At 51.7% G+C, this 22,056-nt stretch carries 15 protein-coding genes; 3 read left to right on the top strand and 12 right to left on the bottom strand.

Annotated elements, in window-relative coordinates; translation table 11 throughout:
- Positions 1-228: 228 nt before the first annotated feature.
- From K7P01_RS17435 to K7P01_RS17425, 3 genes are all read right to left on the bottom strand, one after another.
- On the bottom strand, positions 229-2,763 hold the full coding sequence (locus K7P01_RS17435; RefSeq protein ID WP_267295311.1) for a TonB-dependent receptor: 2,535 nt from the start codon (positions 2,761-2,763) through the stop codon (positions 229-231).
- A 208-nt stretch (positions 2,764-2,971) separates the two neighbouring features.
- The gene (locus K7P01_RS17430; protein ID WP_267295309.1) at positions 2,972-3,958 is read right to left on the bottom strand and encodes a GlxA family transcriptional regulator; all 987 of its coding nucleotides are present in this window, start codon (positions 3,956-3,958) and stop codon (positions 2,972-2,974) included.
- A gap of 101 nt (positions 3,959-4,059) precedes the next feature.
- The gene (locus K7P01_RS17425) at positions 4,060-5,361 is read right to left on the bottom strand and encodes an ATP-binding protein (protein ID WP_267295307.1); all 1,302 of its coding nucleotides are present in this window, start codon (positions 5,359-5,361) and stop codon (positions 4,060-4,062) included.
- 227 nt (positions 5,362-5,588) lie between these two features.
- Between K7P01_RS17425 and K7P01_RS17420 the strand changes: the two genes are divergently transcribed.
- Both K7P01_RS17420 and K7P01_RS17415 read left to right on the top strand, forming a co-directional pair.
- Positions 5,589-6,635 carry a formylglycine-generating enzyme family protein gene (locus K7P01_RS17420; protein WP_267295305.1) on the top strand — a complete coding sequence of 349 codons (1,047 nt, stop codon included), beginning with the start codon at positions 5,589-5,591 and terminating at the stop codon, positions 6,633-6,635.
- Positions 6,636-7,368: 733 nt separating this feature from the next.
- Complete coding sequence (locus K7P01_RS17415; RefSeq protein ID WP_267295303.1) at positions 7,369-7,692, top strand: DUF6686 family protein; 324 nt, start codon at positions 7,369-7,371, stop codon at positions 7,690-7,692.
- Between the two features lie 10 nt (positions 7,693-7,702).
- Here the strand turns inward: K7P01_RS17415 and K7P01_RS17410 are convergent, their stop codons facing one another.
- Positions 7,703-8,470, bottom strand: coding sequence for a LytR/AlgR family response regulator transcription factor (locus K7P01_RS17410; protein WP_267295301.1), 768 nt, complete (start codon positions 8,468-8,470; stop codon positions 7,703-7,705).
- Positions 8,471-8,699: 229 nt separating this feature from the next.
- On the opposite strand from K7P01_RS17410, the gene K7P01_RS17405 reads away from it, so the two are divergent.
- Positions 8,700-9,743 (top strand): hypothetical protein, encoded by a 1,044-nt coding sequence (locus K7P01_RS17405; protein ID WP_267295300.1) that lies wholly within the window; start codon positions 8,700-8,702, stop codon positions 9,741-9,743.
- 54 nt (positions 9,744-9,797) lie between these two features.
- Here the strand turns inward: K7P01_RS17405 and K7P01_RS17400 are convergent, their stop codons facing one another.
- The 8 genes from K7P01_RS17400 to K7P01_RS17365 all read right to left on the bottom strand — a co-directional run bounded on the left by K7P01_RS17400 (position 9,798) and on the right by K7P01_RS17365 (position 22,050).
- The gene (locus K7P01_RS17400) at positions 9,798-10,256 is read right to left on the bottom strand and encodes a hypothetical protein (protein WP_267295298.1); all 459 of its coding nucleotides are present in this window, start codon (positions 10,254-10,256) and stop codon (positions 9,798-9,800) included.
- Positions 10,257-10,332: 76 nt separating this feature from the next.
- Positions 10,333-11,715 carry a DUF4302 domain-containing protein gene (locus K7P01_RS17395; protein ID WP_267295296.1) on the bottom strand — a complete coding sequence of 461 codons (1,383 nt, stop codon included), beginning with the start codon at positions 11,713-11,715 and terminating at the stop codon, positions 10,333-10,335.
- Between the two features lie 8 nt (positions 11,716-11,723).
- On the bottom strand, positions 11,724-13,094 hold the full coding sequence (locus K7P01_RS17390; RefSeq protein ID WP_267295294.1) for a zinc-binding metallopeptidase: 1,371 nt from the start codon (positions 13,092-13,094) through the stop codon (positions 11,724-11,726).
- A 23-nt stretch (positions 13,095-13,117) separates the two neighbouring features.
- Complete coding sequence (locus tag K7P01_RS17385) at positions 13,118-14,587, bottom strand: RagB/SusD family nutrient uptake outer membrane protein (protein ID WP_267295292.1); 1,470 nt, start codon at positions 14,585-14,587, stop codon at positions 13,118-13,120.
- A gap of 17 nt (positions 14,588-14,604) precedes the next feature.
- Entirely contained in the window at positions 14,605-18,168 is a 3,564-nt protein-coding gene (locus tag K7P01_RS17380) for a SusC/RagA family TonB-linked outer membrane protein (RefSeq protein ID WP_267295290.1), read from the bottom strand.
- 263 nt (positions 18,169-18,431) lie between these two features.
- Positions 18,432-19,523, bottom strand: coding sequence for a FecR family protein (locus tag K7P01_RS17375; RefSeq protein ID WP_267295288.1), 1,092 nt, complete (start codon positions 19,521-19,523; stop codon positions 18,432-18,434).
- A gap of 39 nt (positions 19,524-19,562) precedes the next feature.
- Entirely contained in the window at positions 19,563-21,386 is a 1,824-nt protein-coding gene (locus K7P01_RS17370) for a T9SS-dependent choice-of-anchor J family protein (RefSeq protein WP_267295287.1), read from the bottom strand.
- A 97-nt stretch (positions 21,387-21,483) separates the two neighbouring features.
- Positions 21,484-22,050 (bottom strand): RNA polymerase sigma-70 factor, encoded by a 567-nt coding sequence (locus tag K7P01_RS17365; RefSeq protein WP_267295285.1) that lies wholly within the window; start codon positions 22,048-22,050, stop codon positions 21,484-21,486.
- Positions 22,051-22,056 lie beyond the last annotated feature (6 nt).

Raw genomic sequence — 22,056 nt, 5'->3', positions numbered from 1 at the left:
TTCTTTTTCATTGTACTGTATTAAAGGTAATGATTTTTAAAACCATCGATTGACCTGGTCCTGTGGACTTCCTATCCACGACCACCAGAGGTCAATCGTACCTTTACACAGTTAGTTAGACGCTACCTGGGCCGACGAGGGTCAACGCCGCAGCTATTAACAAAAGTTATAAAAACTTTAAAAAAGTAAAACATAACAAAAAATTGACTCGTTGCGTAGTCCTTCCCATCACAAACCATATCCCACCGTCACATAATAAAATCCCCCCACACTGGGACCACCCAAAAACGAGTTGTAATAATGATTGAACACGTTACTACCTCCTACCTTCACCAACACCTGCTTCAATTTCTTACTCACCTGCATATCCACCGTTTGGTAGGCCGGCACGTCACCATTGACCAGGAACGACTGCCAGTAATAGCTGTCCTGCCACCGATAGGTCACCATAAAACCAAAACCCTGATACAGATCACTATTGCCAACAGAAAGGTTCACGATCCAGGCCGGTGTATTGAAGCCATCCTCCAGCCCATCATTTCCCGATCGACGCTGCAGGCGAGCATAAGTCAGGTTGCCATTCATCGTAAAGTTCTTACCGAACAGATACTTCAGTCCAAGCCCTGCACCAAAGTTGTAAGCCGTGGTCATGGAGTTGGTCCACATGCGATAACGATCTTGCAAGGTGCGGTCAGCCAGATAGTAGGAAATCGAGTCTGCGTTGGAGGTACGAGGAATATTCATCTCCACCTGGGCAATAAAGTTGTTATAGCGGTTGTAATAAAAGTCTACATCAACCTGCAAATTCTCGTCAAAGAACGAGCCTCTATAGCCGGCCTCCAACGAGCGAATTTCTTCCGGTTCGACATAGGTATAATCGTTTTTCTTATACAGCCCCTGATTCTTGATAATAGATTCGCCACGGGACATACCGCCCTGGTTGACGTCGCGCAACACCGCCGCCTGAAAGGCATCGATCGACGCACGGTTGTATGCCCGCTCAAAGACACCCGACGACATCACCGGCAAACCTCCAACACGTTTCACACCTCCACTGTTGACATTGGAGAATGCTTCAAACACGCTCGGAAACCGGAATCCGTTCTGAAACGAAAAGCGCACGTGGTGCAACGGCGACACAGAATATACCGCGGTGAACCGTGGATTCCATTTCAGTGAATAATATTCGTTCTTGTCCGCGCGCAGCGTGGCGCCCAGCTTGAGCTTGTCGCCGAACGACCTGGATACCTGCAGAAAGCCCCCGCTCTTGCGATACAACAAATTATGACCGTCTTCTTCGGGATTGATAAAGTAGTTGCCATCAGGAATGATGATATAGGTACGATGATCAAATCCCACCAATACCTCCAGTCCTGTAGATGCTTTCAAATTGGCCAGCAGCGCTTCCGTTACGTTCAGCTGACCTTCCACATGCAGCATCCGCGATTTCACCCGCAGGGCAGCGCCGTAATCCCAATTATTGATATCGCCCAGCGAGCCAATCAGATTGTCGAAGCCGGCAGTACCGGGCTGTGGCCGGCCCGTATCACTGACCGCACGCGCCGCGCGGTGCGCATCGGCCACACTCATACCCGACGCGACGGCATCCTGAAAGGCGGCCGCATACCCGGTATACCAGGCATTGTCAGACTTAAACGTACGATCGATATTCTCCCCCATCGACCGGGCGTTATAGGACTTACCGGTATTTTCGACATTCACATACGCCAATGCCTGCACAGACCGCGACTTAAAAGCCAGCCCGTGTTGTTGCAGGCGGTAGTCTTCGAGTCGGAAGCGGTTCGCACGCTGATAGATATTGTCGAGGTTGGCAAAGCGATAAGTATAGATCAATTTCGTATCGGGGGTAAAGGCGTAGTGCACGGCTGCATCTGCCTTGGCATTGTGAATGCTATAGTCCACGAGCTCCTTCTCATAATAGCCCGTCCTGGCAACGACATAGTTCTTACCACCGAGCGACAGCGTGCGGCGATTCGAGGATTCGTTGCCATAGCCGTTTACAGGATCGAACGCGGGGTTGTCGGCACCTAACAAGCCCGTGCTGGCGTTGGCACCGCTGTTCAGATCAGCATGGCTGTTGGCAACCCAGTCGGTGCCCGTAATATAGGAGCCGTTGATCTTAAAAGCGAGGTGCGAGTTCATCTTCCTTGCCCACCGCAGGCTCGTTTCGGAAAATATCTTAGCACCATCCTCCGTGTGAACGCGGTTGACGCCGGTCTTTTGCTGCACACTTATTCCTGCTGTGGTGAAAGGATCTTTTGTCAGAAAGTTGGCCATGCCATTGATGGCGTTCATACCATATAAGGCCGAGGCCGTACCCGGAATAACCTCGACGCTTTGTATATCGAGGTCGCTTGGACCTAGCATGTTGGCAATAGGAGCACCGAGGTGCGGTACCTGGTTGTCCATGCCATCGACCATTTGCACAAAGCGCACGTTGGTCGTATTGCCAAAGCCCCGAGTATTGATTACTTTAAACCCTACGCTGGGCACAAGCATCTGCACGCCTTTGATATTCTCTAATGCATCAAAAAAAGACGGTGCCGCAGAATTGTAGAGGGCTCGTGACGATAACTTTTCGACGCTTACCGGCGACCTCCCCAAATCTTCCTCCAAACGCGATGCAGTCAGCACCACATCGTGCAGGACGACCACTTTCGTTGTATCTGGCTCCGGCTGGCGTTGTGCCCAGCACTCGAACGAACCTACTACAAAAAGTAAAACGCGTAAAATTTTATACATAGAAAAAATCTACCGATTAGGGGCCGGTGACAAATGAACAAAAAAATCATTCGGATTAATAGCTCGCCGCTACCGGCGGCGCAAGGAAACAGCCGGGAGGTCGAAATATACCCCCAAAAGGCGCGTTTCTAGTGACTTATGTGTCACCGGAGTGGGTCTATCTGGACCGATATTCCCACCCATACCTATCGCCCGTATACGCTGGATATTACCGGTACGTAACAAACTCCTTGTTGTACCGGCTCCGGTAGTCGAGTGGCAACAGGCCCGTGATCTTACGAAAGGTCTCGCGGAAAGCTTTGGCATCGGCATACCCGGACTCGTACATCACTTCCTTTACCGTGCGGCGGCTGGTCTCGAGCATCTTTTTGGCCAGCTCGATCTTCAGCCGCTGCTGATATTCTAAGGGTGTATTGCCCGTGGCTTTGATGAAGCGCCGGTCAAAGTTGCGCCGGCTCAGTGTATACCGCTCGGCGACATCTTCCATCGAGATCCGTTCGCGCAGGTGCTCTTCAATAAACAACTGGGCTTTTTTGATAAGATCATCTTCATGGTCCTTTTGTGCCTCAAAAATCACAAACGGCGATTGGCTCGTACGATTGATATCAACCTGAAAGATCTTCGCACAGAAAACGGCCGTCGCCCGATCATAATATTTTTCGACCAGGTACAGCATCAGGTTCAAATATGAAAATGCGCCACCGTTGGTATATAGGCCGTTCTCATCTGTGACCAGCTTATCGGGTAACAATGTAACCTCCGGGAACATCTGTCGAAACGCGCGTGCTGCATTCCAATGCGTGGAGCAGCCTTTGCCGTCCAGCAGCCCGGTAGCCGCCAGAATGAAAGCGCCGGTGCAGATACTGGCCACCTCGGCACCGAGCTTGTATTGGTGTTGAACCCAGGCAATGATTTCCTGGTTGTCGCGTACCAGTCGTTCAAAGTCATAGTGTCCCGCAGGGATAATGATCAGGTCTGTCTTTTTCACAGAGTCAATGTGTGCATGCGGCGTGATGGAGAAGAGACCGTCGTACAGGTCCAACCGCGACTGCACGCCCACCAGCTGAACGGTAAAGATCGTTTCTTCGCCGCGTTGCTCATGGTACTGATTGGCCTTGATCAGAAATTTATAGGCCCCCACGATGCTACTCAGGTTGCTCTGCCCATTGGGAATAAGGATCGTCGCGTGCTTCATGGCGTTCTTTTACTATAAAAATACACGTGCAGGATGTCCAAATCAACCCGTCAGAAAGTCCAGATTACACCCGCCGATCACAGCCAGGCAGGCCCAAAAACTCACAACTTCCAACGTAAAACTTCGTGAATTGCGTATAGCGGCAAATTGGTCATCCAGGATTCTTCTCTAAAATCCGACATAGAAGTGCGAATGGCCAGCGTGGGATTATATTTCTGACAATAGGTCTTCAAACTCTTTGATTGTAAATTTTCCTCCGCCTTTGCCTCGATGGGAACAACATGTCCTGAAATCTGTATTAAAAAGTCAATTTCGGATTGTGCTTTCTCCGGAGACCAATAATATACATGTGCACCATGGGAAACCAACTGCTGCAGTACATATTGTTCTGTTAGCGCACCTTTAAATTCTTCGAATATTGCATTTCCATCTAAAATAGATTTGACGTCCAATTCGGACAGCGCACCCAGTAAACCTACATCTACTAAAAATAATTTAAAAGCACCAAAATCTTCGTATGCCTTTAACGGAATGCCTGGCTTTCGTACGTTGCTTACTTTGTGCACCAGCCCACAGTCTACCAACCAAGCCATGGCCAGCTCATAGTCTTTAGCCCGAGCTCCTTCACGAATAATACCATACATGAATTTCCGGTTTTCTTTTGCCAGCTGTGCTGGAATTGAATTCCAAAGCATGCGTATACGCGGTACGATGGATACCGGCGCATGCTTGGAGAAATCCTGCTCATAGGCCATGAGAATCCGTTGCTGAATGCTCCGTACTTCGTCAAAGTCGTTTTTTTGTGAGAACGACAACACCGCTTCGGGCATCCCTCCGACGTAATAGTAACGCCTGAGCAAATCAATGTACCGTGATCGAAAGCTTTTCACAAGAGGCCAGTCGTGACTTGCCAGCAGATCGATCAGCGGTTTTTCCCGCATAGCCTCCAAAAACTCGATAAAGTCAAGCGGGTATAGATCAAGAAAGTCAACCTTTCCAACGGGAAAGGAAGTATCACTTCCCAAGGCTACGCCGAGCAGCGATCCAGCGGAAACAATATGATACTCCGGCGCATTTTCCTGGAAGTACTTCAAGGACGTCAAAGCTCCCCTGGCTTCCTGAATCTCGTCCAAAATGATGAGCGTTTGCCGAGGCGTGATCTTGATACCGGTCTCTATTTCGAGTCCGGTTAAAATGCGTTTGACATCAAAATTATCAGCAAATAATTCGCGGAGCGTGGCATTACTCTCGAAGTTGATATAGACTGTTTGCCCATACTCCTTTCGTCCGAACTCTTTCATGAGCCAGGTCTTTCCTACCTGCCGCGCCCCTCGAATGATTAAGGGCTTGCGGATAGAGGATTCTTTCCATTCATTTAAAGCCTGAAATGCCCGTCTTCTCATGTCACTTTTTAGCCAAATTTCAGTGTTTTACATTTTTTCGTACGACTTTTTGTGATTAATAACACTTTTTCGTACGACTTCATGTCAAATTTAACATTTTTTCGAACGAATTTTTGTTAGATATCACACTTTTTCGTACGACTTTATGTAGTTGCTTGATTGGCCGATTGGGCGGGTTTACATTTCCGGCTTGGACGATTCGTGTGTAGGCCCGTATTTCGTGGGACATGAGAGAATACCAACGTCACACGTCAACTATTCTGAAAGCTTTGGGCATTGCCTTGTCGCTGAGCGCCTGTCAGACAAAAACTACTACCGAAACGACCTCTACCTCACCCTCCACGGCATCGGTACCCGCGCAAATGGACACCGTGCCGCCGAAGATGATCTGGGTGGAAGGGGGCTCTTTTAGCATGGGCTCTTCGGAAGCCGACTTCTGGGATGCTCATCCGGTACATCCCGTGACAGTAGATGGATTTTGGATAGATGAGCATGAAGTAACGAATGCCGAGTTCGCAGCTTTTGTGGCGGCTACAGGGTATCGTACGGTGGCTGAGATCGCGCCTGATCCGAAAGACTTTCCGAATGTGCCGGTAGAGAGCTTAGTCGCGGGCTCGGCGGTGTTTACGCCACCCGCCGAGGCTGTGTCATTGGAGAACCCGTTGCAGTGGTGGACCTATATGGCCGGCGCAGACTGGCGCCATCCGCAAGGACCGACGACGACGATAAATGGAAGACCGAATGACCCTGTCGTACAGGTATGTTATGAAGACGCCGCGGCATATGCCCAGTGGGCAGGGAAACGTCTGCCGACGGAAGCGGAATGGGAGTACGCTGCGCGCGCGGGCAAGGAGTCACAACCCTACTACTGGGGGACAGCGTTAAAACCCGGCGGCAAGTGGGTAGCAAATATTTTTCAAGGCGCTTTCCCGGAAGGGAATACGTCGGAGGATGGGTATACGACGTTGGCCCCTGTAAAGTCATTTTCACCGAATGCGCGGGGCCTCTACGATATGGAAGGGAACGTGTGGGAATGGTGTCATGATTTTTACCGCCCGGACTATTACGCACAGAGCCCGGCAAAGAATCCACAGGGGCCGGAAGACAGCTTGGATCCGGATGAACCAGGAGCGGTGAAACGAGTGCAGCGCGGGGGATCGTTTTTGTGTAGTGATGCGTATTGCATCCGCTATAAGGCAGGAAGCCGTGGGAAAGGGGAAGTGAAGAGTGCTTCAAATAATCTTGGGTTCCGGTGTGTAAAGGACAAATCTTAACGCTCTGCCACCACCAGGGCAAGTTTCAAGATTTTTCGTTGACCCACGCGTAAGACCCTGAAAAATCCGGTATTATGTCCGTCAAATCACAGGATATAGAATAGATATCCAATAGTTAATGAAGTTATATCCAATAGATATTCAAGTATTATATAGATATTGAATATCTCTTACTAAAGAGTTTCTGTTCATATCTTGAATTGTTCAGTTACTTGACGGTTGCTAGTCCTTATCTATCCTATTTCTCGGCATGGTTACAATTTTCAAAATCATCGCTGGCGACAAAAACTTCGCGAAAGACACGTTTGATACAAACGCTCCGCATCTTTTCTACCTTTTAACAGTGATCCTGCACGTAGTTACCTCACCTTTAGGAGGTATTATTTAGAAATATTCTAAATAATCATTGGAAGGAATGGGATTGCGCTTCATCTTTGAGTCATCATTTAGCGATAAGTGACCCCGTTAGTACTCTCTCATAGGTTAGGTAATGAAGGGGAATGCATGTGGGAATGCATTCCCACTTTTTTGAATTGGGGGGCTCCCTGACTTGGAACATCGAATACCATTCAAGCAGGGACGCTCACCCGCCAAAACATAAAAAGAGAATTGGATCGGGACAGGCAAAACAAGCAAAACCTGTACGGTAAGCCCCTGCTCGCCATTCGTGTCTGTATGGCGGCAGGGAGCCTTACCCCCAGCATCCTGATGTTTAACTTTTACGATATATCGCATGCTGTGCTCGGACATCACGTACCACCAGAATTCCTTCGGTTCCAGTAAAAAGTGTACTTGCCACAATGCCGTGCACCTGACCTTCGGAAACATCTCGCTATTGCTCAGCCGCACGCAGGTCACTGATTTCACCACGTACATTCGCGAAACACTCACCGCGGAATGCTGCCTGGCCGATTATGACGAGCGTGCTATCTATATCCCAACACGCGACTTCTCCATGATGTTTGCTATGACGTATAACGAGCTCCGGCTTTTATACGAGATCCTCGATCATACGCTGCTGATGATTGAAGTCGAAGAAGCGTTGAAATGCGAATAAGCGCCGGCCGTTACAAGATGCTGTGCTCGGCTAAATAATCAAAAAACTCGCTGCTATAATTCTTGCCGATGCTGAGCTCTTTGCCGGCAATAGTGATGCTGCGCTGCTGCACAAACGCCAACTGTTCAACGTTGACGATATACGACCGATGCACCCGAAAGAACGGCGGCGACGGCAGAATGTCCGCGAGGCGTTTGAGCGACATCAGCACAATGACCGGCTTGCCATGCGCGAGGTGTATGCGCACGTATTCCTGTAGCCCCTCCACATAAAGAATCTCGTCAAGGCTCAACCGTACAGTCTTATAATCGGATTTGACAAAAATAAAACGTCGCGGACTGTCGGGTATCTCTGCCGGAAGTACGGCTACCGGCGATCCGTTCGACATGCGTTTGCCGGTGATGTATTCCTGTGCTTTTTGAATGGCGACCTGAAAACGATCGAAGGGGAACGGCTTTAGTAAATAGTCTACGGCGTGGGCCTGGTAGGCCTCATAAGCATGTTCGGTGTGGGCCGTGGTAAAAATGACGCGGGCCTTGTTTTTGGCAATGGTGCGGGCAAATTGAATACCGGATATATCCGGTATATTCACATCTAACAGCAAGATATCCAGCACATCCAGGTCGTGTGCTTCATAACAGGCAATGCAGCTGTCGTACTGACCGACCAGTTCCAGCGCAGGCATTTGTGTTATATACCGGACGAGCATGTTTCGGGCGAGCGGCTCATCGTCTACTACGGCAACGGTGAGCTTAACATCCTGCGAACGATCGGTCATACCTTAAAGCTATAGCATTGTGCGCATATTTTCTTTATGCAAATGTTAACACTCCTTGAACTTTTCTGTGCCTGACAGGCGCATTCCTCTTGCTCATTTAGATTTATAGTCCATTGGTTGGATGCAGGCATACGCCGATTGAATTTCACGGCATGGCCCCACGGCGAGGTGTACGTTTGTGTCACCGTGCAAAGCGCATGGTGACACTTGTATACCTAAAACCAATTCCATGTTTAACAAGTCTACTTTTTCGCTGCGCAGCACAGCGCTCTTCACGCTCGTGTTGTTTGCCGTTACCGCCTGTTCTGATTCCGAATTTCAACGTATGGAAGAAACCGCCGCCGATGCCCAGGGCGCTGCTGCGGCAGTAGAAGCTAACCTGGCCCTGCGTTGGGCACCAGTACACTACCAGGACACCGATGTTACCGGAACCTATAGCCTGAGCGGGAAATCCGATTATATTACTGCTATCAACTTCGACGCCGACTGGAACGCGACCAACAACTGGAACAATATTGCTAACGCAGCCGCTGCTGCACATTGTTATTACTCGGTGGTAGAGACGTCTACCCATTGGTTCATCATCTATGCCTTCTTCCATCCGCGCGATTGGTCGGACAACCCGTTTGAATATTATCTCGGCCAACACGAGAACGACCTGGAAGGCGTGTTAACATGTGTACAAAAAGACGGCTCTACTTATGGCAAGCTGGTTGCCGCTGTAACCGTGGCACACTCCGACTTCTACTCATTCCTCCCCGCCGGTGGATCGGTACAAGCCAACCAGGAGGATCTTGACGGCACGTTGTCGTTTGAAAACTACAATGGCGAAGCACACCCGGTAACAGCCCAGGAAGCTAAAGGACACGGGCTGAAGGCCAATCCCTACTACAAGATTAATGGTGACGGTATTGGCTACTATCCCAGCCTGACCGTAGCAGAAGTACCGTCGAACGCCAACGACCGTGACGTGAAGTATAAGCTGGTAAATATCTTCGAAGCCGGTGGCCTGTGGGATCAGCGTTTTAATACGGCGCTCTTTAATGGCACCGATGGCGGAGGCTCCTTCAAAAGCAGCTTTGGCAGCGGCGGTGCGAATGCACCCTGGGCGTGGGATGACGGCAACGATCTGCCAGGCTGGGGTGAGCTGGCGACGAATCCTGCGCGCCTGATTGATGTTTACTTTAAGAATCTCGGCAGCTTCGACCTGAACTATAGCAATAACCGTTACCGCGGTATTGGCACCTCGGGTGTTATCGCACAGAATAATTAGTTCCCGCCTCCTTTTCTAAACGTGATGAGCCGCCGGCATTCTTGCCGGCGGTTTTTATTGTTTTGTAAAAACAAATTTCCATTCTCCTACAATACCCGCTATACGGCCCGTTGTGGCGGGTTCCGCGTAGGTAAATTCGAAGAGTAGGGTGGTTTCGGTTACTTCGTAGGAAATACGTACGTCGTCTTCGCGCGTTAAGTACTTCGTGGGGTCTTGAGCATCGAAGAACAGACGGCCGCCGGATGATACGCGCCAGGGGCTTTGATCGGGATTTTCCTCGATGATGTAACTCATGTTGGTGCCGGAAGTCATCGATGATAGCGTAAAGACGGTTTCAGCGTAGGCTTCCTGGGTGGCGCCGTCTAGTGTTACAGTTGTCGCTTTCCAGCGGCCGGTGAGCTTTTCGGCTTGTTCCTCGGTGGCGGTTTGAGAGGCGCTGTCATCGTCGCTGCAGGCGGTCTGTATCAGTGCAGCAGCGAGTAGAAGTATAAAGATTCGGATGAAGTTGGTCATGATCCCATTGTTTTAAGTAAGCCCTGCCGGGAAAAATGCCCGACAGGACTACACTAACCTAACTAACAGTATTTTTTTAGTTGCCTAAGATACCGGCAACGGTGAAGTCAACATTTTCATTGCTATAAAGACCGCCGATAAGGTCGAAGCCACCGGCGATGTAGTGCAAGGCAAAGGTATCGTCTTCGAGGTGTTGCAACATGGTGCGCATCTCGAAGGAGATGATGTTGGCACTTTCGTTCGAACGCACCGCCGTCAAGTCGAGCGTGCCGTCGGCCGAAATGGTATACGAATATACCCATTGCGCAATAAGCGGATATTGGTTAATCCCACCCTGCACCTGCGACAGGTATACGTTATACGCCATCTCCTGGTTGATCGGATCAAATACAAAAAACATTTCGTGCAGACCAATGGGAGTCGACCGTTGATCCAGCTCGGCGGCAGCCATATCATAGATGTCAACAAAGTCGCGCGATTGCCCAGGTATTCTGTTTACATATGGATTTTCCGGGATGGCAATCACCTTGTAGTCCCGGCCGATGACGGACGCCAGCGTCGTGGTAGGTTCGAGTATGAGCGGGTCGGTGTCATTGTATAATGCCACCGGAGTGGCTAGTTGTGCTGTGTAGACACCGTTGTCGGCATCCCAGTGCAGCGCCTGAATGCTATAGCCATCGATTTGCAATGCATCACGCAACCACACTCCATCCAGGGAGATGGTGAACGGTGTACGGAAGGTAACGATCTGGCTATTGTCGGCAGAAAGGTACTGCGCGCCAAATATCTTACGCCCGACTTCGAAGCGTATAGGTAATACTTTGCCATTGGGCAACTCCAGGCGGAGGCCGGTGTTGGCAGTCGCGTATGCCTTGGTGGCCTCCAGAATGGTGTTTATCCGGTCGTCGGCGATTTGTGCCTGCTCTTCCGCAGTGGCTTTTATCAACACCAGCTCATTGGCGTAGCGCAGGCCTTTCATAATGACACTGTCTCCCGCCGTACGGACGAACGTAAACTCGAAATCAGATAAGAGGCCCGCGCCGTTCGTGCCACCGCTCGTCTCGCCGTCGGGATCCGCCGGCAGGTGAATATAGGAATAGGTTTCGAAGGTGAGTGTGATCTTTTGCAATGCCTTCAGCACCCACGTACTGGATTTAGACGTAGACGCCGTCGTTTCATTGAAGTCTGAAAACATCGTCACATTACCATCTTCATTAAACTGGAGGTGATAGAAGTAGCCGCCACCCGCCCCGGTGTAGAGCATGGCGCGCCAGCCGTTGGGAGCACTGGTGAGCAATGTCTGATGCTCTGCCAGGGCTTCGCGGATGCGTTTGTCTGTCGACTCGCCGAAGATGGTTTCATAGTCCCGATCGCAGGCCGCCATAGACAGTGCGGCCGCTGCGATTACGAGGACATGAAGTATAGCGCGATAAGAAGGTATGAATTTATATAAAAACATAGTCATTGTCAGTTAGCAAGAATACCAAATGTGTAACCATCGTTCGGTTCGTTGACCGGGTACAATCCAACCCAACCACTGCCCGGGCAGGATGTACGTTCCCATTCCACCTTGAACTGGTTTAGAATGAAGTAGTCAATCAGGTGGTAGGCTTCGTGCTCCTGCAGCCACTGTCCGGCTTCGTTGGGTGAATAGTCATAGAACAGTGAGTATGATCCGTTATCCTGGGGAACCAGCTCGAAATTGAACGTTGCCATGACATACTCGCGCTCGCCGGCGGCATTGGTACGGCGATAGTAGCGTTGCAGTTGAAGGTGCGTTTCGTCGGTAAAGACGAGGCGGAAGTATAATTCCAGTTGGTAGCCTTTCTGTTTTGCCACGGCGTTGTAGTCCAGTACAAACGATTCGCCGAAGCCTTGCGGATAAGTATACCGCGACAGGTCGAACTCCAGCGCGACGGAATCTTTACCAAAGCCCCAAACATCGAACACTGGGGGCAACTCGGGTTCCGGTGTGGCGGGCGCCAGTTCCTCCAGGGCTTCCTGAACACGCGTCTGTAGCGTTGTGAAATTGATATTGAATTTCTCCTGGAAGTAGTCTACCACCATTTGCTCTTTGCGGCGAATGAGGGCGCGGGAGGCAGCGCTTGTTTCACACGACAGAATGCGTTCGTAGCCTTCTTTGCCTTCGATCAGCATGGTGGCTACCATTTCCACAAAGTCTTCGTTGGGCGACAGCATCGCATACGACGTAATATAACCGCGCAAGCGCGCCTGGGCTGTCGGTATGGTCGCCCAGTTCGCGGTATAGCTTCCGGCCGTCACTTCTTTAAACTCAGCCTGGTAGTTGATGGTCTGGTTCAGAATGTGACCGAACTCGTGCTCTACCGTGTGCATAAGATCCTTTATCCCCTCACGATCGTCGGCTTGAAATTCGTTTACCACAAACAATACAACCTTGCGGCCGCCCTCGGCCGTGCCGATGGTACGGGAGCCATCCTGGTTATAGTTGGCGCTGCCAACAAGCAGGAATTGCTTGGGACAATATTCTTTCATAAACTCCGGATCGGCAACCTGGTTGTAGGTATCGATCCATACGCGCCTGACGACATCCATAACGTCGCGTACTTTCGCGACATCGGGGGGCGTAAGCGTTTTATAGGGGTCGAGCTCGGAGTTGTCCCAGCGGTATTTTACCTGGATGTTGTAAGGCTCTGTAAAGGTGGAACGGATCCACGTATCGAGCTCCGTTTCCGGACGATTGTTATCGCCGGTAACATAGTCGATGTCGCTTTCCTTCACATCGTTGTACGGGTCGCTGCACGACGCGCCCAGGAGGACGATCGTGAGCAGGCAGGTGAAGATCTGTTTATATGCCATACGTTTATGCCGTTTCATGTTGATTATCGGGGATTAGGCTCAAGGCCGGCCAGCGTGATCGCTTCTGCCGGCAGCTGTAGCGCACGACGCGGGTCGCCAGGCTTCAGCTCGTAACGTTCGCCGTCACGCGTGGTGTGTACCACGGTGATGTTGTGACGGCGGATGTCGAACCAGCGCATGCCTTCGTGTACAAACTCAGTACGACGCAAGTCGAGTACCGCGCGCAGGGTGGCCTTCTGGTTGTTGGTCTCACCGTAAAAATTATACAGCCTGTTAGCGGACAGGTTGTGATACTGCGGCACGTAGCCGCTCACGCGTTTGCTTACCCAGAGGTTCATATCGACCAGCGCCTCTTCGGTGCGCTCCAGCTGGGCATAGGCCTCCGCGCGGCTCAGCAACGCTTCCTCTGCCGTTAATAACGGAATGAAGGTATACGAGAAGCCTGTATTTGCATTCGTGCTCGTCCGCACAAAATGCTCACGGTACTTGGGTACCGCATAGATTTGATTGGAGTTGGAGATGAGCGAGTAGGCATAATTGCCCCCCGTGGGGTTGGGTGCCATAATCTCACGCATGCGGTTGATGCCCGTGCTATACCGCAGGATGCGGAAGTTGACAAACCAGTTGGATATACAGCCTGCCAGCAACAGGTTGGCTTTTTCCGTCGAGCGCGTATAGGCAGCCATCATTTGCTCGGCCGAATAGGTACCATAGGTCGAATTCCACGGACGCAGGTTGGCGGCAAAGTCGCCATTGTTGAAAACTTTACCGGCGTGCTCGATCACTTTGTTCCAGTCGCGCTTGAACAGATAGAAGCGCGTTGCAAACGTCTGGGCGGCAGCACGGGTAAAGTGATAGTGCGGCACGCCGGAAGCATCGGCATCTTCCGTTACATATTCTTCGTCGTTGATCAGGGGGAGCGCCTCCACGAGATCTTGCTCGATCATCTCATATACCGACTGTACCGTGCCGCGGGTGTAGCCTTTCAGCGATTCGGTTTCAGGCTCCGTTACATACGGTATTCCCGGCTGATAGGCCGCCGTAAGGGGATCGTACTGTTGTGAAAAGAGGTTTACCAGCATGAAGTGCGCATAGGCACGACAAATAAGCCCCTCTCCCCTCTCGGCGTTATATTCTGCGGGGCTGCCCGCCTGCTCGATCGCCTGCAAAGCATGGTTCGCCGCCGCAATGGCGGAGTAACACGTGTTCCAATAGTTCTCGGGCGAGTCTTGCGACGAGGCCGTGATGTCGCGCCAGAAGTAGGCGTCGGTATTGATCACGTCTTGTGACTGGCTGAGGTTATCTTCAACGTTGTCGGACATCGCCTCGCAGAACGGCATGTAGTTACCGTCGGGGTAGGCCGTAACCAACACTTCAGAAATCTTCTCCTTGGAGTCGAGTTGGGTGCGGTTGTCGGGAATCTTTGATAGAAAATCCTCGCAGCCCGCCAGGACGATGCCTGTTACCAGTAGTATAGAGCGATATAATTTCATCGTGCGTATGGTAAAGGTTAGAGGTTCAGTTTTAACGTTGCCGTAATCTGTTTTGGCACGGGCATGGCCACACCGCCGGAGCTATAGAACTCGGGGTCCTGGCCATAAAGCCGCTTGTCTGCATACAACAGCAGCAGGTTCGTGCCGGTGACGGTAAGCGACGCTGCCTTCAGGCCGGTCGTTGACAACAGCTTGGCCGGAAGGTTGTAGGCCAACGACACCGTACGCATGCGGATGAAACCCCCGTCTGCCACGCGGGCCGTAGAGTAGTTGTAGCTGTTGTATGGGTAGCCCGCCGTGAGGTTGGCCAGCGACGTGCGGTCGAGAATGGACGGTATGTTGGTAAACCGTTCGTCACCCGGCAACACCCAGCGGTCGAGGAACTCGCGCGGCATGGCATCGAGATCGGAGTACGCCGTCTTGAAGACTGGATTGAGGCGTATCTTATTACCAGCCTGGTACGTCAGGAATACGTTTAACGTAAAGGCTTTATACCGGAAGGTATTCGACACACCGCCGGTCACGGTAGGATCAATCGCGCCTTCGTACTTCAGGTATTGCACATTGGGGTCCTGTAGAAACACGTCGGAGCTAAGGTTGCCTTCGTGGTCGATGAACCTCGGCATGCCCGACTCCGGATCGAGCCCCTGGAAGTCGACAGAGAATAAACCCCGTACGGGATAACCATTCATCGCGCCGCCATCTGGAAAGACCAGATTGAAAATGCGGGGCTCGTTCTTCAGCGAGGTGATCTCCGTTTTGTTATAGCTGAACACATAGTTGGCATTCCAGCCCCAATCGCCGCGGTTCAAGAGCGTTGCACCCAACGTCAGGTCTACACCGTGGGACTTCATGTCGGCATAGTTGATGGCCTTGTACGGCTCACCCCCGATGCCCGATGTTTTGATGATGCTGATCAGATCGAACTGGTTGCGCTTGTATACGTCAGCGGCCAGAACGAAGGTATTCAGGAAGCCCACGTTGACACCTACGTTTAGCTCGTACTGTTTCTCCCACGTCAGGTCGGAGTTCTTGAGACTTTCGATGCCGATAAGCGACTCCGTGTCGGTAAGGTACGGGCGGCGGGTGGTGCCGCTGCGGAAAACAACGGTAGCATTGTTGGCATTGCCCGTGTTGGCAGTCAGGCCGTAACCGGCTTTGACAGTAAGGAAATCGATGGCACGAAGATTCTGCATAAACTTCTCCGTGTCGACGTTCCACGCGGCGCTGACGTTCCACGTGGGCAGCCAGCGGGCCGTGGACGATTCGCCGAGGCGATTGGAGCCGTCCATCCGTACCGTGGCGTTTAATACATATTTGCTGTTATATGAATAGGTGGCCCCGCCATAGAAGCTGGCGTAGCGTTCGTAACCATAGCCCATACCGAAGTAGTTGAAGTTGGCTTCCAGCATTTGCTTCAGGATAAGATAGTCCGTATACGGCACGCCGCCACGGCTATACTGGTAACCAAAGCCGTTGTTAAACGATGTGCGACGGTCTACCTGCCGCAGCTCCTGCCCCACCACGAGGTTGGCGTTGTGAATACCAAACGTATGGTTCCAAGTGAGCTGATTCTTGAGGTAGTAGCTGATCATCTTATCGTCTGTGCGGTTGTAAAAACCGCCTTGTGGCAGTACCACCACGGGGTCGACGTTCGGATACTCGGGATTCCAGTATAAGAACTTGTTTCCCTGACGGATGAGCTGTGTGCCATTAGCACGGTACGCCTCGGCCATATTGGAACCCTCCTCTACTTTGTGCTCAGTCACGGTGTTTACCGAACGGGCCGAGCCAACAAAGTCATACTTCAGACCTTTCAGAATCTGGTAATTGAACTCTCCCTGCAACTTGAAATCGAGCTGATCGAGGTCGATGTAGTTCTTATCGACTTCGTTGAGGATGTTGAAAGGTGCATAGTTGCGGGTAAAATACTCGCGGCTGCCGTCCTCGTTGTATGCGGTAAGCACGCGACTGGTGTTGATTGCATAGCTGAAGGGGTTGATATCGAAGTCGCGGTCATACCCACCCTCTACCACGTTGGCTTGTCGCGTAACGCTGCCAGGAGCACGCTGATCGCGCACGGAACCCGTGGCAATAATCCCAAAGCTGACCTTGTCCGACACCCGAAAGTTACCGCGCGCATTGGCCGTGTAGCGTTTGACGTTGTCGGCGATGGACCAGCCGTTGTCATTGTAATAGCTGGTGGAGAAGTATAGCTGCGACGACTCCGTACCCGACGACACCCCCAGGGAGTGTTCTTGTACGAACGAGTTATCAAAAAGCTCGTCGAACCAATCGGTGTTGGCCAGTGCATAGCGATTCAGGTAGGCCCGGCGGGCGGCGTCGGTGTTGTCCAGCTGGAACCCATCCTCGCCATCGTAGGTACCGTTGATGAGGTCGTACATCTTGGTATAGATGCCCCCGTCGCGCAGGTTGGAGACATCGGCGTGGTTGAGCAGGCCTTTACGCTCCATTTCCGTATAAACCGACATCTGGTCTACCGAATTGAGAATGTTATAGCTGTTGTAGCTGGGCTTGAGGTACGATGAGAAGTTACCTGTATAGGTAATGAGCGGCTTGCCCACACGGCCCTTTTTGGTGGAAATCACGATCACACCGTCTTTCGCGCGCGCACCGTACAACGCCGTGGCGGAAGCATCTTTCAGAATGGTGATCTTCTCGATATCGTCGGCATTCAAGCCGGCCACGGAGGATCCGATCAGGGTACTGGGGTCACCCGTGGTGAGTTGCTCCGCCGATACGTTGACGACGTCTTCCAGCACCACGCCGTCTATTACCCAGAGTGGCTTGTTGTCACCGGTAATAGACGTTGCACCACGAATGCGGATCTTCGGTGCGGCGCCAAAGGTACCGGATACGTTTTGTACGGATACACCCGCAGCGCGGCCTTGCAGCATGCGGCTGACGTCGACGGTACCTTCTGTCTTGATGTCTTTCGCATCGAGGCTGACGACAGAACCGGTAAACAGCCGCTTGTCAACCTCCTGGTAACCGGTGGATACCACGGTGACTTCGCTCAACGTAGCGATGTCTTCTTTCATCGGTACGTCTACTGTTGTTTGCGACTGGATCAATATCTCTACCGGTGAATAGCCGATAAACGTAAAGACGAGTATGGAGCCACTTTCCACTTCCAGGGTATACTCGCCGTTGGCGTTGGTAATGGTGCCTTTACCCGAGCCTTTGACGGTGACGTTCACACCGGGCAATGGCTGGCTGTCGGAGGCCCCTGTAACACGGCCACGTACGACGACGGGCGGGGCATTGCGCGGGGCGATGACGATGAGCTTTTCATCCAGCATTTTATAGGTCAGGCTGGTGGGCGCAAGCAGTCGCGACAGCACGCTGGCCAGCGGCTCGTTCTTCGCCGTTACCGACACACGTTTGTTTAAATCCGTAAAGGCGTCGTTGAAAAAGAACGAATACTCACTTTCCTTCTCAATGGCCCGGAAAGCTTCGCGCAGGGTTACATTGTTTAGCTCCAGGCTAAGGTTTTGCGAATGGGCGTTGCTTGCCACGGCAACCCCTATCGGAATCATGAGTAAAAGCCAGATTTTCATAACCACCGTTATTTTATTCAATACCGACCAGGCACAGGCTTGGCCGTATCTTAAATTTTTCATAGAATTAAGATGGGTTTTGGTTAACAAAAAGAAGGTAGGCCTTCGCCCGAAAGGACGAGGCAGACTGTTTTCCAGCCCTTCAGGATCAGAAGATGTGACAGCATCTTTTGGTCCCTTTTTTTTGAGCTCTGGGACTATGTGTAGTGGCTGTACAGATGGTTCATAGTTGGTGTTTTAGGTTCGTTATGATAAAAATGGTTTTACGGATTTTGCAGCGAACGATACTTCGATGTCGATGACTTGTCTTCGCGCAACGTCACTTTTTTCTCATCGATGGTAAAGGCCACGGGCGATGTAAGCGACAAAGCTTTCAGCACCTGCTCGAGGCTTAGTTGCCGTAAGCGACCGGTGTATCGGTAGTTCTCCAGCGTCTTCTCTTCAAAGTTTATTTTGATATCGTACAGGCGCTCCAGCTTGCAGGCCAGTTCAAGCAGCGACTCGCCTTGTACCGACAACCAGCCATCTTTCCAGGCTGTTTCCATTTCAGCGTCGATTCCCCGATCCACGGTATAGCGGTAGTTGCCGGAGAAGGCCGGGCCGCCACTTGTCGTGCGGAATGCCGTTACTTTTTCGTTAGGCTTGAGCATGATCACTTCGGTAGTGCCGGCATCACGCTTGCGTTCGATGCGAACGGAACCATGTACCAGCGTGGTAATGACACGATCATCATCGGCATAGGCCTTGACGTTAAAGGCTGTGCCGAGCACAGCCACGTCGTAAAGCGGCGTGCGCACGCGAAAGGGCATGGTGCTTTTCACAACGTCGAAGAAGGCTTCGCCTTCGAGGACCAGGTTGCGATTGTCAATACCAAAACTTTCATCAAACGACAGGCGGCTTTTGGCATTGAGCCATACCGTTGAGCTGTCGGGCAACACGATGCGCGTCTTCGAGCCCGGTGGCGCTTCAATGACCGTTAACGCAAGGACAGCATTTGTACCCGATGCCGTGCCGCTCAATTTCCAACCGGTGAAGAATGCCACACTTACACACACAGCAATGACAGCGGCATAACGCAGCCACGGGGCCACCATACGCCGTGACCCGGCGGTAACCGGTACCTGATGTTGAATACGGTTCCAGACGGTCTGCCAATCCTGGCCGGTGTCGATCTGGCCATACGGCAGCCCTTCGAGCTGCTGCCAGTATTTTTTTACCTGGACATACTCTAACTGAAACTTGCCGTCGGCCTGTAAAGCCTCCCACGCCAGCTGTTCTTCCGGATCGAGGCTGCTGCCACTGAGGACTTTGGCCGCCAGGTGCCACTTGCGTTCGTGTTCATCGTGCTCTTGCATAACTTTTAAGAATGGTTGCTCTGTATTATCTAAGGGGGATCAATGTGTTATGACCAGCTTGCGCGTAGCGCTCGTGCCGTAGCCATCGGCTTGCAGTATATACATACCACTCCGTGCCTGCGAAACGTCCAGCGACACACGGCGTTTGCCGGCCCCGACGGTATATTCCTGCGCCTGCACCGTGTGACCCAGCAGATCGCGCAGATACACTTGCACCGTTCCCGGTCGGCCGGCCGCCAGGTCGAATGATACTGTATGGGACGTAGGATTGGGGAATGGTTCCGACAGTTGCAGCAGGGCTTTCTCTTCCTCCGTCCCAACAGGGCGACCATACGTGAAGTCCATGACCACAACACCGGTGCCATCGTATTGGTTGTCATTGTCTTCCCCGCTGCCCAGATCGCTTACGCGGATATAGATCTTGCGGCCGGCCGTGACGGGGAAGTCGGCGATGATGGAACGTGTCTGGCCATCGTTGATGTCGTCACTGCACGCCAGCTGTTTCATATTTTCGTCGACAATGGCGGCGATTGTATTAAACCGTGAGTTGGTGAGGTCGACGGTGATGATGCCATCCTGGGATGGCACAAAATAATACCATACCGAGTGAATCCGTCTATGGCCGAAGTTATGGCAGTATACCACGGAGTCATATTCGGCTTCATACGAGGCCATCATCGTAGAGGTGCCATAGCGGGCGGATACCTGCGAGAGCTCGGCGGCATCCGCGAAGTTATCGTTGGGGACGACCGGCGGCACAATATCAATGGTTCCAAAATACGACGACACCGAGGGCGTGTATTCCACACCATTCACGACGTAACGGAGAAGGCTAATGTCGAACTCGGGAAACGGATATGTCAGCTGGCGTGTTTCATCCACCTTGAAGCGGATATACATATACGGGTCTCCTCCCAGGGGGATATTCATGTCGCCCGTGATGGTAAAGGTTTGCCCGGGATTTTCGATCGAGCCAAAGCGCGGCACCAATTCATTTATAAAATCTTCATTGGTTACAAGCTCGTAGGGTGTTTGGTAGAAAATGATCTCTTTAATAAACGAAAGATCGGTTGTGCCATCGAGCGAAAAAGTCATCTCCGTCAGGTGGGCTTCGTCATAGTCGCCGGCCATGACCAGCTCCGCCGCGCCACCGATAATCACTTCACGACCTTGTACGACGGGTGGCTGCGGTGGTGTCGTGGCCTGACGCAGGATAGCATCTTTAATATATACGCGCTGCATGGGCCGCACCTCTACGTCGTCAATCAGCCAGATGCCAGACTCACCTTCGGGCCCAACGTTCGCCGTATGCACAAATGCAATGTGTATCGGCACGCCTACATACGCTGATAAGTCGATGCGTAGTTTATATTCGTCGCCGGCGGATGGCGGCATTTCAGCCTCTGTATAGGCCTTCAATATTTCTGTAAAAGACTCCGGCGCACGTGCATCGGTACGCGAGATCCGTACATAAAACATATCGCCCGTCTCAAAGTAAGAGCGGCGCGCATTAAACATCAGGTAATCGCCGGCGACGGGTGTGATTTGCGGCGACATCAGCCAGTCTTCGTCGACCATGCCTTCTTTAGTAGCCTCTTGCGGCGAGAGTACATATTGATTAATGCCCAGACCCGGCCGGTCTACAAACCAGGAAGGCGACGGATCGCCAATACCGCCCCCATTTTGCCAGACGGTCCAACCGGGGGGCAAGGAGTAAGCATAGTCGCGATTATTAAAGTCCTCGAAGAAAGTTTGCTGCGCATGCGCCGCGGAGCCTGCCATCATAAGCAGGAGCCATGCGAGGCGGAAAATGTTTTTATACCACGGACGACAGGTATGCGGGCCAGAGTAGAGTTGCTGCATAGAAGTTCTTAGGCTTAGGAATACGATAAACTGTACCCAAGACAGGAAATTTTGCAGCACCCCCTAAAGACCTCCAGAAAATTTTTCTATTTCTTTTTTAGCCCCACGAAACGATCATCAGAAAAAGCGATATCAATATTTCCCGTAAACGTTTTAGTGCAATCGAGATCTGGGCTTCGATGGTTTTAACGGATAGCTGCAGACGATCAGCGATCGCCTGGTTGGAGAGTTTTTCCATGCGGCTGAGGTAAAAAATCTGCCGGCATTTATCGGGCAGGCGGTCGATGGCCTGCATAAGCAAATCTTCTTGTTCGGCCACGAGCATCAGCTCGAGAGCGTTATCGCTGGATACTTCGGGCACCGTGTAGTCGCGCAGTTTGCGTTGTGCAACTTTGGACGATGCGAGTACATTGAGGCAGGCGTTGCGCACGCCCGCGTATAGGTATGTCTTGAGGGAGAAGCGGATAGTGACGTCGTGGCGTTTGGACCAAAAACGCACAAAAAACTCCTGTACGATCTCTTTTCCCTCCTCGACATCGCCGCCGGTATACTTCATGGCAAAGAGGGTCAGCGGCCTGTAATAGGTATCGAATATGACCTTAAAAGCCTGCTCGTGCCCTTCACGTAAATGCCTGATCAGATCCTCTTCAGAATACTCTTTCACCGTGCT

Origin of the sequence: Parachryseolinea silvisoli, assembly GCF_021190955.1 — a bacterium.
GTDB lineage: Bacteria > Bacteroidota > Bacteroidia > Cytophagales > Cyclobacteriaceae > Ohtaekwangia > Ohtaekwangia silvisoli.
This window is presented reverse-complemented; position numbering and strand designations above follow the sequence as displayed.